The organism is Cellulosimicrobium sp. BMG9.22 (assembly GCF_059159975.1).
Genome location: NZ_JBZGBY010000016.1, coordinates 55,516 through 68,356 on the forward strand (window position 1 = coordinate 55,516; position 12,841 = coordinate 68,356).

At 73.5% G+C, this 12,841-nt stretch carries 13 protein-coding genes; 8 read left to right on the forward strand and 5 right to left on the reverse strand.

Going from position 1 to position 12,841, the window contains the following annotated elements:
* Positions 1 to 69: 69 nt before the first annotated feature.
* Both AC4H2H_RS12215 and AC4H2H_RS12220 read left to right on the forward strand, forming a co-directional pair.
* Complete coding sequence (locus tag AC4H2H_RS12215; protein WP_494371077.1) at positions 70 to 627, forward strand: TetR/AcrR family transcriptional regulator; 558 nt, start codon at positions 70 to 72, stop codon at positions 625 to 627.
* A gap of 45 nt (positions 628 to 672) precedes the next feature.
* Complete coding sequence (locus tag AC4H2H_RS12220; protein WP_494371078.1) at positions 673 to 1,140, forward strand: DUF1801 domain-containing protein; 468 nt, start codon at positions 673 to 675, stop codon at positions 1,138 to 1,140.
* Between the two features lie 84 nt (positions 1,141 to 1,224).
* Here AC4H2H_RS12220 and AC4H2H_RS12225 read toward each other — a convergent pair whose 3' ends face one another.
* Complete coding sequence (locus AC4H2H_RS12225; RefSeq protein ID WP_494371111.1) at positions 1,225 to 1,905, reverse strand: NUDIX hydrolase; 681 nt, start codon at positions 1,903 to 1,905, stop codon at positions 1,225 to 1,227.
* 5 nt (positions 1,906 to 1,910) lie between these two features.
* On the reverse strand, positions 1,911 to 3,362 hold the full coding sequence (gene guaB1 / locus AC4H2H_RS12230) for a GMP reductase (protein ID WP_494371079.1): 1,452 nt from the start codon (positions 3,360 to 3,362) through the stop codon (positions 1,911 to 1,913).
* Positions 3,363 to 3,567: 205 nt separating this feature from the next.
* Between guaB1 and dxs the strand changes: the two genes are divergently transcribed.
* Positions 3,568 to 5,472: a 1-deoxy-D-xylulose-5-phosphate synthase gene (dxs, locus tag AC4H2H_RS12235; RefSeq protein WP_494371080.1), complete on the forward strand. Its 1,905-nt coding sequence runs from the start codon at positions 3,568 to 3,570 to the stop codon at positions 5,470 to 5,472.
* A complete protein-coding gene (locus tag AC4H2H_RS12240; RefSeq protein ID WP_494371081.1) occupies positions 5,469 to 6,128 on the forward strand; it encodes an HAD family hydrolase in 660 nt (219 codons plus the stop codon). The genes dxs and AC4H2H_RS12240 overlap by 4 nt, the downstream gene beginning before the upstream one ends.
* 41 nt (positions 6,129 to 6,169) lie before the next feature.
* Here AC4H2H_RS12240 and AC4H2H_RS12245 read toward each other — a convergent pair whose 3' ends face one another.
* The gene (locus AC4H2H_RS12245) at positions 6,170 to 7,267 is read right to left on the reverse strand and encodes a carboxylate-amine ligase (protein WP_494371082.1); all 1,098 of its coding nucleotides are present in this window, start codon (positions 7,265 to 7,267) and stop codon (positions 6,170 to 6,172) included.
* A 77-nt stretch (positions 7,268 to 7,344) separates the two neighbouring features.
* Between AC4H2H_RS12245 and AC4H2H_RS12250 the strand changes: the two genes are divergently transcribed.
* Together AC4H2H_RS12250 and AC4H2H_RS12255 are read left to right on the forward strand one after the other, a co-directional pair.
* Complete coding sequence (locus AC4H2H_RS12250; RefSeq protein ID WP_494371083.1) at positions 7,345 to 7,974, forward strand: GrpB family protein; 630 nt, start codon at positions 7,345 to 7,347, stop codon at positions 7,972 to 7,974.
* A 47-nt stretch (positions 7,975 to 8,021) separates the two neighbouring features.
* Positions 8,022 to 8,381: a hypothetical protein gene (locus AC4H2H_RS12255; RefSeq protein WP_494371084.1), complete on the forward strand. Its 360-nt coding sequence runs from the start codon at positions 8,022 to 8,024 to the stop codon at positions 8,379 to 8,381.
* Positions 8,382 to 8,543: 162 nt separating this feature from the next.
* On the opposite strand, the gene AC4H2H_RS12260 is transcribed toward AC4H2H_RS12255, so the two are convergent.
* On the reverse strand, positions 8,544 to 8,693 hold the full coding sequence (locus AC4H2H_RS12260) for a hypothetical protein (protein WP_494371085.1): 150 nt from the start codon (positions 8,691 to 8,693) through the stop codon (positions 8,544 to 8,546).
* Here AC4H2H_RS12260 and AC4H2H_RS12265 point away from each other — a divergent pair.
* Positions 8,686 to 9,693, forward strand: a complete 1,008-nt coding sequence (locus AC4H2H_RS12265; RefSeq protein ID WP_494371086.1) for a Fic family protein — start codon at positions 8,686 to 8,688, stop codon at positions 9,691 to 9,693. The genes AC4H2H_RS12260 and AC4H2H_RS12265 overlap by 8 nt on opposite strands.
* 106 nt (positions 9,694 to 9,799) lie before the next feature.
* On the forward strand, positions 9,800 to 10,555 hold the full coding sequence (locus tag AC4H2H_RS12270; protein ID WP_494371087.1) for a PIG-L deacetylase family protein: 756 nt from the start codon (positions 9,800 to 9,802) through the stop codon (positions 10,553 to 10,555).
* 85 nt (positions 10,556 to 10,640) lie between these two features.
* On the opposite strand, the gene AC4H2H_RS12275 is transcribed toward AC4H2H_RS12270, so the two are convergent.
* Positions 10,641 to 12,791: a 3-hydroxyacyl-CoA dehydrogenase NAD-binding domain-containing protein gene (locus AC4H2H_RS12275; RefSeq protein ID WP_494371112.1), complete on the reverse strand. Its 2,151-nt coding sequence runs from the start codon at positions 12,789 to 12,791 to the stop codon at positions 10,641 to 10,643.
* Positions 12,792 to 12,841: the final 50 nt, after the last annotated feature.

The window sequence follows — 12,841 nt, forward strand, 5'->3', positions numbered from 1 at the left end:
ACCGGCAAGTTCTGACCTGGCCACCTCACCATCGTTCCGATATCTTGTCAACGACAAGATTGGAGCGACATGGCCTACCACCACGGGGACCTCCGCCGCGCCCTGCTCGCCGAGGCGGCCGACGTCGTCGCCGAGCACGGACCGTCGGCGCTGAGCCTGCGGGACCTCGCGCGCCGCGCCGGCGTCTCGCACGCGGCCCCGGCGCACCACTTCGGGGACAAGGTCGGAGTGCTCACGGCGCTCGCGGCGGAGGGCCACCGCCTCCTCGCGCTCGCCCTCGAGCAGGCCGGGCAGGCAGGTCGGGGCCTGCTGGGGGCGGGGCTCGCGTACGTCGACTTCGCCGTGGCGCACCCCGGGCACTTCGCAGTGATGTTCGGCCGCGGCCTGGTCCACGACGACGACGCGGAGCTCGTCGCCGCGCAGGCGCGCAGCGGCGCCGTGCTGCAGCGCGCGGCGCCCGAACCCGTCGCGGCACGCGCCGCGTGGTCGGTCGTGCACGGCTTCGCGGCCCTCTGGCTCGCCGGGGCGATCACGGGCGAGGACGCCACGGCGGTGGCCGAGCCCGTGCTCGCACGAGCGCTCGCCGGCCTGGCACCGGACGAGCGGACGTCCGACGGGCGCGACTGAGGCCCGCCTCTTGTGCGCCGTGCGTCCACGAGTCAGGCTGACGGCATGGCCGCGAGCGAGAACACGACCCAGCCCACCGGCGCCGACGTCTCGGCTTTCCTCGCGTCCGTCGAGCACCCCGTGCGGCGTCGCGACGCGCAGCGCCTCGTCGAGCTCATGAACCGGGTCACCGGTGAGCCGCCGCGGTTGTGGGGCCCGTCGATCGTCGGCTTCGGCTCCTACCACTACCGGTACGCGAGCGGCCGCGAGGGCGACATGGCCGCGGTCGGGTTCTCGCCGCGCAAGGCCGCGACGACGCTCTACCTCACGGACGGCGTCGACGAGCACGCCGAGCTGCTCGCGCGGCTCGGACCGCACACGGTCGGCAAGGCCTGCGTCTACGTCAAGGACCTCGCCGACGTGGACCTCGACGTGCTCGCCGAGATGGTGCGGCGGTCGTACGCGACGCTCACCGGGACGCCTGCGTTCGGCAAGCGACTCTCGGGGCCGTCGGCGAGCGCACCCTCCACCTGACGCGCCCGGCTGGCGTGTCGCCCCGATCGTCCCGAGCGCGCGCGGCCGGCCGGTCGTCATCCTTCGGCGAGGACCTGTGCGCGGTCAGAGCGGGGCGTCGAGCGTCCGGGTGCGGTCCCAGGGCTCGGTCCAGCCGAGCCGGTCGAACAGCGCGTCGAGGATCCCGCCCGTGAACCCCCACACGAGGTGCTCGCGGCCGTCGGCCACGACGAGGAAGCCAGGGCTCTTGTGCACGCGCCGGTCGCGCCGCACGGTGACGGTCCGGCGCCGGTCCGGAGCGAGGAGGTCGGCCACGGGGACGCGGAACACGTGCGCCGACTCGGCGACGTCGACGGCGCGCACGGGCGTCGGGCGTGACCACCACCCGAGCACCGGGGTGACGACGTGGTTGCTCACGGGCACGGGCAGCTCGCCCAGCGTGCCGAGCACGTCCACCCCGGAACGGTCGAGGCCCGTCTCCTCGACGGCCTCGCGCAGCGCCGCGTCGACGGGACCGTCGTCGCCGGGGTCGATGCGCCCGCCGGGGAAGGCGACCTGCCCGGGGTGGTGGCCGAGCGTCGCGGCGCGCGCGAGGAGCAGCACGTCGAGGTCGCGTGGCACCGCGCGCGCCCGGTGCTCGGCGGGCACGCCGTCGAGCGCCCCGAACAGCAGAAGCACGGCCGCGGGCCGGGCACGCTCGTCGAGCGTGCCGACCGCGTGCCGCCACGGCGCGGGCCAGGCACCGCCGTCGGCGGCGAGCGCGGCGAGCTGCTCGCGCGCGGGCACGGCCGTCACCAGCTCACCGGGAGCGGTCGGCCCTCCTCGTAGCCGGCGGCGGACTGGATGCCGACGACGGCGCGCTCGGCGAACTCCGCGAGGCTCGTCGCGCCGGCGTAGGTCGCCGAGCTGCGCAGGCCGGACGTGATCTCGTCGAGCAGGTCCTCGACGCCCGGGCGGTGCGGGTCGAGGAACATGCGGCTGGAGCTGATGCCCTCCTCGTAGAGCGCCTTGCGGGCCCGGTCGAACGGCGAGCCGCCCGCGGTGCGCGCGGCGACGGCGCGTGCGGACGCCATGCCGAAGCTCTCCTTGTAGAGGCGGCCCGTGCCGTCGTCGTGCAGGTCGCCGGGGGACTCGTACGTGCCGGCGAACCAGGAGCCGATCATCACCTGCGACGCGCCCGCGGCGAGCGCGAGGGCGACGTCGCGCGGGTGGCGCACGCCGCCGTCGGCCCACACGTGCTTGCCGAGCTCGCGCGCCGCGGCGGCGCACTCGAGGACCGCGGAGAACTGCGGGCGCCCGACGGCGGTCATCATGCGCGTCGTGCACATCGCGCCAGGGCCCACGCCGACCTTGATGATGTCGGCGCCCGCGGCGACGAGGTCGCGCACGCCGTCAGCGGTCACGACGTTGCCCGCGACGACCGGGACGTCCGGGCCGACCGAGCGCACGGCGTCGAGCGCCTGGAGCATCTTGGCCTGGTGGCCGTGCGCCGTGTCGACGACGAGCACGTCGACACCGGCTGCGAGCAGCTCCTTCGCCTTGGCCGCGACGTCGCCGTTGATCCCGACGGCGGCCCCGACCCGCAGGCGGCCCTGCGCGTCGAGCGCGGGGGAGTACACCGAGGAGCGCAGCGCACCCTTGCGTGTGAGGACGCCGAGCAGCGCGCCGTCGCGGGTGACCGGCGCGACCTTGAGTCGCGCGCCGTGGAGCTGGTCGAACGCCGCCTCGAGCCCGGACCGGCCGCCGTCGAGCACGGACGCGTCGAGGACGAGCGGGTCGGTCGTCATGACCTGGTGGACCTGCGTGAAGCGGTCGACGTCGGCGCAGTCGGCCTCCGTGACGACACCGACCGGGCGGCCGTCGTCGACGACCACCGCGGCGCCGTGCGCGCGCTTGCCGATGAGCGTCAGGGCCGTGTGCACGGTGTCGTGGGGGCCCACGACGACCGGCGTCTCGATGACGGGGTCCTTGGACTTCACGTCCGCCACGACGTCGGCGACGACGTCCGTGGGAACGTCCTGCGGGATGATCGCGATGCCGCCGCGGCGCGAGATCGTCTCGGCCATGCGACGGCCGGCGACGGCGGTCATGTTGGCCACGACGAGCGGGACCGTCGTGCCCGTGCCGTCGTCGGACGACAGGTCGACGTCGAAGCGCGACGCGACCTCGGAGCGCGACGGGACGAGGAACACGTCGCCGTAGGTGAGGTCGGTCGCGGGGGTCTGTCCGGGCAGGAAGCGCATGCCTCCATCCTACGAGGTCACGGGGATCGATTGTCCGCACAGCGGAAGGACGATTCCATCGACACGCGGGTGCGTGCGGCCAGGACCGGAGTGTGCGTCAATGGCGTGAAGGTCCCGTCGCTCCGCGCACCGTTGCGCGGGACACCCGCCCGGAGCGCCTAGAGTTGCTCGGGCTGGTCGCACGGGAACGGAACGGGAGCACTGCATGAGCCTGCTGAGCACGATCACCTCGCCGGAGGACGTGCAACGGCTGACACCGGGGCAGGCGCGACAGCTCGCCGCCGAGATCCGCGCGTTCCTCGTCGACTCCGTCTCGCGCACGGGCGGGCACCTCGGGCCGAACCTCGGCGTCGTCGAGCTCACGCTCGCGATGCACCGCGTGTTCTCCTCGCCCACGGACACCTTCGTGTTCGACACGGGTCACCAGTCCTACGTGCACAAGCTGCTCACGGGCCGCCAGGACTTCTCGGCGCTGCGCAAGAAGGACGGCCTCTCGGGGTACCCCTCGCGGGCCGAGTCGGAGCACGACGTCGTCGAGAACTCGCACGCGTCGACCGCGCTGTCGTGGGGCGACGGCATCGCGAAGGCGAACGTCGTGCGCGGCCTCACCGACCGGCACGTCGTCGCGGTGATCGGCGACGGCGCCCTCACGGGCGGCATGGCCTGGGAGGCTCTCAACAACATCGCCGAGTCCCAGGACCGGCGCCTCGTCATCATCGTCAACGACAACGGGCGCTCCTACTCGCCGACCATCGGCGGGCTCGCGCACCACCTGTCGACGCTGCGCACGACGCACGGCTACGAGAGCTTCCTCGAGTGGGGCAAGCGCACGCTCACCCGGTCCGGCGCGCCCGGCCGGTTCGCGTACGAGTGGCTGCACGGCCTGAAGAAGGGCCTCAAGGACGTCGTCGCGCCGCAGGGCATGTTCGAGGACCTCGGCATCAAGTACGTCGGCCCGGTCGACGGGCACGACGTCGAGGCCATGGAGCACGCGCTGCGCCGGGCCAAGGCGTACGGCGCGCCCGTCATCGTGCACGCGATCACCGAGAAGGGCCGCGGCTACACGCCCGCGGAGCAGGACGTCGCCGACCGCTTCCACGCCGTCGGCAAGATCCACCCCGAGACCGGGCTGCCGGTCGCGCCCTCGCGCTTCGGCTGGACGAGCGTCTTCGCCGACGAGATCGTGCAGATCGGCCGCCGCCGGTCCGACGTCGTCGCGATCACCGCCGCCATGCTCGAGCCCGTCGGGCTCAAGCCGTTCGCGCAGGCGTTCCCCGAGCGCACGTTCGACGTCGGCATCGCGGAGCAGCACGCTGCCACCTCCGCGGCGGGGATGGCGTTCGCGGGCCTGCACCCCGTCGTCGCCGTGTACGCGACGTTCCTCAACCGCGCGTTCGACCAGGTCCTCATGGACGTCGCCCTGCACAGGGCGGGCGTGACGTTCGTGCTCGACCGCGCCGGCATCACGGGCGACGACGGCGCGAGCCACAACGGCATGTGGGACATGGCGATGCTGCGCATCGTGCCCGGGCTGCGGCTCGCCGCGCCGCGCGACGAGACCACGCTCCGCACCGCGCTGCGCGAGGCCGTGGACGTCGACGACGCCCCGACCGTCGTGCGCTACCCCAAGGGCGCGCTCGCCGACGCGCTGCCTGCCGTGGACACCGTCGACGGCGTGGACCTGCTCGCCGTGCCCGGCGACGCGTCGACGACCCCGGCCGGCGCCCCGTCGCGCAGCCGTGTCCTGCTCGTCGGACCGGGCTCGATGGCGCGTGTCGCCCTCGGCGCGGCCGAGTCGCTCACGGCGCACGGCGTGGACGTCACCGTCGCGTCGCCGACGTGGGTCCTGCCGGTGCCCAGCGCGCTCGTCAAGCTCGCGGGCGAGCACGACCTCGTGGTGAGCGTCGAGGACGGCGTCGCCGACGGCGGCGTCGGCTCGCTGCTCGCCCAGCGCGCGCTCGAGTCGGGCGTGCGGACGCCCGTGCACGCCCTCGGCCTGCCGGCGCAGTTCCTCGACCACGCGACGCGCGACCAGGTCGCCTCGGCGCACCGCCTCACGGCGGCCGACGTCGCGCGCGACGTCCTCGACGCGCTCGCGGCCGGCGCGTGATCTGGCTCGTCGACCTCGACAACACGCTCGTCGGGCGGGACGACGCCTTCGCCGCCTGGGCGCGCCGCGCCGTCGCCGAGGCGGGCGGCGACGCGAGCGACGTCGCGGCCATCGTCGCCGCCGACCGGGGCGGCCACGCCCCGAAGCGGGACGTGGCGCGCGTGATCGTCGACCGGCTGGGCGGCGGCGACGACCTGGACGCGGTCGTCGCGCGGTTCCGCCGCGGCATCCTCGAGCACGTCCGCGCGTACCCGGGCGTGCTCGACGCGCTCGACGCGCTGCGCGCCGCGGGCGAGCGCGTCGTCGTCGTGACGAACGGCACGTCCGCCCAACAGCGCGGCAAGATCGTGCGCTGCGGCGTCGAGCCGCACGTGGACGCGGTCGTCGTGTCCGACGAGGAGGGCGTGGCCAAGCCCGACCCGCGGCTCCTCGAGATCGCGCTCGAGCGGATCGGCGCGACGGACGTCGACCGCACGCAGGTCTGGATGGTCGGCGACGCTCCCCACCTCGACGTCGCGGCGGGTCGGGCAGCCGGCGTGCGCACGGCGTGGGTGTCGCACGGGCACCAGTGGACCGATGGCGCGGAGCCCGACGTCACGGGCACCACCACGATCGACACGCTCGCGCTCGTGGCGTCGACAGCCGCGACGGTCTGACCGGTAGGTCCCTCGACCGCTGCCCCGTCGATCCGCCGTCCTCAGGAGTGCGTGACCTCGACGGCGCGCTCGACGACGGCGCGCAGGTCGCCGCGGGCCTCGGCGTGCCAGGCGCGCTGGCGCGCCGCGCCGTTCCCGCCCGACCAGAGGCGGCCGAGCAGCTCGGTGACGGTGTCCAGGTCGCCCGCGTCGACGAGCGCGTCGCGCACGTGCGCGACGAGCAGCCCGATGACGTCGTGAGCCGGTGCGGGCCGCCAGGTGAGCGGAGACACCAGGTCCTCGGCCAGGCCGGAGCGCCCGGCTCGCCAGGACGACGTGCGCAGGATCTCGGGACGCAGCTCGGGAGCGGGGGTGCCCGCCGCGGCGTCACGCGCGGCGGTCTCGACGAGCCCGCGGCTCAGCGCGGCGACCAGCGTCGCGGTGTCGGGGTCGAGGCACACGTCGGCGATGCGGATCTCGACGGTCGGGTAGCGCGACGACAGGCGTGCGTCGAAGTAGACCATCTTCTCGTCGAGGATCGTGCCGGTCGCGACGAGCGCGTCGACGGCGTCGCGGTACGCCGCGGGAGTGCCGAACGCCCGGGCCGGGCCCGACGTCGGCCAGCGGGCCCAGACCTGCGAGCGGAAGCTCGCGTACCCGCTGTCCTCCCCCTGCCAGAAGGGCGAGTTCGTGCTCAGCGCGAGGAGCGTCGAGAGCCAGGGGCCGATCCGGTCCAGCACGGCCACGCCCTCGGCGTCGTCCGCGACGGCGACGTGCACATGGCACCCGCTCGTGAGCTGCTCGCGCGCCGTGAGGCCAAAGGCGGCACGGGCCTCGAGGTAGCGCAGTCGCGACACGGTCGTGCCCTCGAACGGCAGGGGGGACGTCGAGAGCGCGGCGACGCGGGCGCCGACGCGGTCCGCGGCCTCCTGGGCGCGCCGACGGCCGTCGCGGATCTCGGTCGCGAGAGCCTCGAGCTCGCGGTGGGGGTGGGTCGCGGTCTCGAGCTGCTCCTCCATGAACTCCGACTCGAGCGAGCCCGTGCCCCCGCCCTTGTCGTCGACCCCCGACGCCTCGAGCGCCTCGCCCGCACGGGCGACCGGACGTCCGTCGTCGCCGACCAGCAGGAACTCTTCCTCGACACCCACAGTGCGCTTCACCCGGGAAGTGTCACACGGAAGCCTGATCCACGTGCGGCCAGAGCGGTGGGGCCTGGGTGCCGCCGTAGACTGCCCGCGTGCCGGCTCCTGTCATCTGTGCTCACGACCCGCGATGGACGACTGCGGCGCGGCGGTGGTCGGAGCAGATCGCCCGGTCGACGGCCCGCCTGGAAGGGGCCGACGCGTTCGTGCACGAGCACATCGGCTCCACCGCGGTGCCGGGCCTCGCCGCGAAGCCGATCATCGACCTGCAGGTGCGCTCGTCGCCGCTGCCGTCGGAGGCCGCGCTCCTGGAGGTGCTCGGTCCCCTCGGGTTCTCGATCGCGCGCGGCTCGCGTCCGGACTCCCCGGGCGTGTACCGCGACATCCCGCGCCCGGGCGCCGACCCGGACCCGGCCAGGTACGTCAAGAGGCTGCTCACGCATCCCGGGAACGACGGCGAACCGCCCGTCATCCTGCACGTGCGCCTTCTCGACTCGCCGTTCGGCGACTACGTGGTCGACTTCCGCGACTGGCTGCGCGCCGAACCCGCCGAGGCGGCCGCCTACGAGGCGACCAAGCGCGGTCTCGCCGCGCGCCACGCCGACGCGGACGACTACGACGACTACGACGACTACACGCGCGAGAAGACCGCGTTCCTCGACGAGGCGCAGCCGAGGATGGAGCGGTGGCTCACCGCGCGCGTCCCCGAGGGCGATCCTCGCTGACCCGGTACTCCCTGCGAGGCGGGTTCGTCGCACTCCTGCACCACGGTGTGCTCGTCGTCGAGGATCCTGCCAGCGAGGCGATCCTCTCGGAGCAGGACCCGGAGCGACAGTCGTTCGACGTCGACGATGGATCGATCCTCATCCGTGTACGCGTCGCGGTCGACGGCCCCGTCGAGGTCGAGGTCCACGACGTCGTCGATGGCGCTGACGAGGTAACCGCCGGTCTCGTCCGCGTCGTCGAGACGAGTGTCGCCACGCCGGATGACACGGTGCGTGTCCACGACCCCGAGGAACGCGTCTCGTTGATCGTGCAGTCCGAGCGGGAAGACTTCGGGACGCCTCTTCGCGTCAGGGTGCTCGTCGACGACGTCGAGGACGCCGGGCGCGTCGTCGTCCTGTTTGGATGAACCGGTTCGCGACGGTGCCTGTGGACGCGTAGCCGAGAACAGCGCCCCCATTGCTCTCGGTTCTGCAAACAAGCGAGAATAACGGCGGATGATGTTCTCGGTGAGGAGCACACGTGACGCAGCCCCACCACCCCCCCCGGGCCATTTCACGTTCCCTTCCCATCAGCGCGAGACGCTGCCCTGGGCGCCGAACAACGGGCGCAGGTCCGAGATCCGCGAGTACACCGCGTCCATCCCGCCGACCATCGCCCACCTGCCCCTGGTCGCCTCGCCCGAGCTCACCGAGGCGAGCCGCACCGCTCTGGTGGACATCGCCGTCCTCGAGCGGACGTACGCCGATCAGGTCGCCACCCTCGAACCCTTCCTGCTACGCACGGAGGCCATCGCGTCCTCCCGGATCGAGGGGGAGCTGACGACCGTCGACCAGCTGGCGCGGGCGCAGTACGGGATGAGCGCACCCAAGACCGCTCGCACCGTCAAGGGCGCCATCGACGGATTGAACCTGCTCGTCACACGGGCGGGCGACGGCGTAGACCTGGACGACATCCTCGCCGCACACCGACCGCTCATGGCCGACGACGTCGACGAGAAGTGTTACGCCGGCCAGCTGCGCCAGGTTCAGAACTGGATCGGCGGATCCAACCGCTCGCCGCTCGGGGCCGTGCATGTCCCACCCACGGCCGGGCGCGTGCCCGAGCTCATGGACGACCTGATCGCCTTCATGCGCCGCACCGACGTCGACCCGGTCCTGCACGCGGCCGTCGCCCACGCCCAGTTCGAGTCCATCCACCCGTTCACTGACGGCAACGGGCGCGTCGGGCGCTCGCTCATCAACGGCGTATGGCGGTACCGCGGCGTCACCACCCGCATGGCTGTCCCGGTTGCTTCGGCGATCGTCGCTGACCGTGAGCAGTATTTCGAGCTTGTCAACGGCTATCGTTCCGGTGACGTCGAGCCGTTCGCGCTCTACCTGGCCGACGCGACCGCCCGTGCTGCCGAGGAGGCTGCTGTCTCCGCCGAGCGTCTGATCGCGCTGCCCGACCAGTGGCGCGAGCGTGTGCGCCCGCGCAGTGGCTCCGCGGCCGCCACGCTGTTGCCGCTGCTGCCGAGCCACCCGATCGTCGATGCCCACGACGTCGCTCACCTGACCGGCGCGTCCCAGGCCCGCGCCTACGCCGCGATCGAGCGGCTGGTCGGCAACGGCGTGCTGCGCCCGATCACACAGTCCAAGCGGGACATGGCGTGGGCCGCCGGCGAGGTCCTCGACGAGGCCGACCTGATGGTGGACCGCCTCCGCCTCCGCCTGCGCTGACTGCTGACGCGCCGTCGTCGACGCCGAGCGTGCCCGGCTCTTCGTCGATCCCACCGTGACGTCGACCGAGGACGCGCCGGTCGAGCCACGGGCATAGCGTGGCGCCATGACCACACCGGACACCCTGCCCCCGCTCGTCCCGCTGCCCGAGGACTGGTCGACGGCCCTCGCCGTCGTGGCCCATCCCGACGACATGGAGTTCGGTGCGGCCGCCGCCGTCGCGCGCTGGACCGGCCAGGGCAAGCGGGTCGTGTACTGCATGGTGACGAGCGGCGAGGCCGGCATCGACGGGATGGACCCCGACGAGGCGCGCCGCGTGCGCGAGGCGGAGCAGGTCGAGTCCGCGCGCCTCGTGGGCGTCGAGGAGGTCGAGTTCCTCGGCCTGCCCGACGGCGTGCTCGAGTACGGGATCCCGCTGCGCCGCGCGATCGCGGGCGCGATCCGGCGGCACCGGCCCGACGTCGTCGTCACCGGGAACTACCGCGAGACGTTCCCCGGCGGCATGCTCAACCAGGCGGACCACATCGCGACCGGGCGTGCCGTCGTCGACGCGGTACGCGACGCCGGGAACCGGTGGGTGTTCCGGGAGCAGGTCGAGACCGACGCGCTCGAGCCGTGGGGCGGGGTGCGCCAGGTCTGGGTCGCCGCCTCGCCCGACGCCGCGCACGGCGTCGACGTGAGCGCGACGTTCGACGCGGGCGTCGCGTCGCTGCGTGCGCACGCGGCGTACCTCGACGGCCTCGGCTGGGCGGACTTCGACCCCGCCACGTTCCTCGCCTCCATGAGCGCCCCGACGGGTGAGCGGATGGGCGTCACGCACGCGGTCGCGTTCGAGGTGCTGCGCATGGGCTGGGACGACTGACCGGACGGTCGTGCCCGGTCGAGCATGCGGCTGTGGCCCGTCCCCGGGCGGGGACAGGCCACCACCGCATGCTCGGCGGGAGGGTTCAGGCGCGCGCCGCCGCCGGGACGTTCGCGACGCCGTCGGGCAGGAGCCTGCGGCCCAGCACCTTCTCGCTGTACCCCGTGCGGTCGAGGTACGGCGTGATGCCACCGAGGTGGAAGCCCCACCCGGCGCCGAGGATCATGCACAGGTCGATCTGCGACGGGCTCGCGACCACGCCCTCGTCGAGCATGAGCCTGATCTCGGCCGTGAGCGCCGTGAGCACCGAGTCGAGCACGCGGGCCTCGTCGAGCGCCCCCGGGCCACCTGCCTCGCCCGTCCCGAAGACCCGCTGGATCGCCGGGTCGACGGGCTTCGGCAGGCCCTTGGGGGCGTCCAGCACGACGGGGATCTGCTCGTCCACGATGCGCTGGAGGCCGGGAGAGACCGGGAACCGGTCGCCCAGGTCCTCACGCAGCGACGTGAGCACGTGCAGCCCGACCGCCGGGCCGACGAGGTCGAACAGCGCGAACGGCGGCATGGGCAGGCCCAGCGGCGCGACCGCGCGGTCGGCGACCTCGACCGACGTCCCGTTCTCGACCGCCTCGACGATCTTGCCCATGAGCAGGATGAGGAGACGGTTGACGACGAAGCCGGGCCGGTCCGCGACGAGCACCGCGGTCTTGCGCAGCTTCTTCGTCATGGCGAACGCCGTGGCGAGCGCGGCGTCGTCGGTCTTGGCGGCCTGGATGATCTCGACGAGCGGCATCTGCGCGACGGGGTTGAAGAAGTGCATCCCCACCACGCGCTCCGGGTGCTGCAGGTCCCCCGCCATCTCGGTGATCGACAGCGCGGAGGTGTTGGTGAGCAGCACCGCTTCGGGCGAGATCACGCCCTCGAGCTCGGCGAAGACCTTCTTCTTGAGCCCGAGGACCTCCGTGACCGCCTCGATGACGACGTCGCACGACGCGAAGTCCCCGATCTCGGTCGTGCCGTGCACGGACCCGACGATGCGCGCGGCGACGTCCTGCGACATCCGGCCGGTGCGCACGAGCTTCTCGACCGTCGAGCGCACGTACCCGAGGCCCTTGTCCACCCGCTCCTGGTCGAGGTCGCGCATGACGACGGGCACCTGGAGCCGCTGGGCGAACAGGAGGGCGATCTGCGCGGCCATGAGACCCGCACCCACGATGCCGACCCGCGTCACGGGCCGCGCGAGCTTCGCGTCCGGGGCGCCCTGCGGGCGCTTGCCCTGCGAGACGAGCTGGAACGCGTAGACGCTCGCGCGCATCTCGTCGCTCATGATGAGGTCCGCGAGGGCCTCGTCCTCGGCGGCGAACGCCTCGTCCTTCGTCGCGGTCCGCGCCGCGGCGACGAGGTCGAGGGCGCGGTACGGCGCGGGACGCGACCCGGCGACGACGGCATCGAGCTGCGTGCGGGTCGCACCGACGACCGCGTCCCAGACCGGGGCGGGGTCGAGCTCGCGCCGCTCGACGACGATCTCGCCCGCGAGGACCGCGGCGGTCCAGCGCAGCGAGGACTCGAGGAAGTCGGGCGCCTCGAAGATCGCGTCGGCGAGGCCGATCTCGTAGGCCTCCTTCGCCTTGAACGGCTTGTTCGCGGCCGGGCGGGCGAGGATGACGTCCATCGCCTTCTCGACGCCGACGAGCCGCGGGACGAGGTACGCGCCGCCCCAGCCCGGGACGAGCCCGAGGCCGACCTCGGGCAGGGCGAGAGCGGGGGCGTCCGTCGCGACCGTCCGGTAGTCGCAGTTCAGCGCGACCTCGAGCCCGCCGCCGAGCGCCAGGCCGTTGATGTACGCGAACGTCGGCACGCCCATCTCGCCGAGCAGCCGGTAGGCCGCGTGACCGCTGCGCCCGAGCTCGAGCGCCATGTCGTGCGACGTCACGGTCGCGACCTGCAGGAGGTCCGCGCCCGCGGCGAGGAAGTACGGCTTGCCCGTCACGGAGACGGCGACGATCTCGCCGTCGGCGGCGCGCTGCTGCAGCGCGCGCAGGGCCGCCGTGAGCTCCGCGATGCCCTCGGGCCCGAGCGTCGACGGCTTGGTGTGGTCGAGCCCGTTGTCGAGCGTGACGAGCGCGAGCGTGCCGCGGCCGCCGGGCAGCTCGACGTCGCGCACGAGCGAGTGGGTGACGCGCTCGCCGCGTGCCGGGGCGGGGCCGCCGTCGCGCGGCGACGACGGGTCCGGGGCGATGGTCTGGTCGGCCGACGTCGTGCCGGGCCGCGTCGTGATATCGGAGGTGG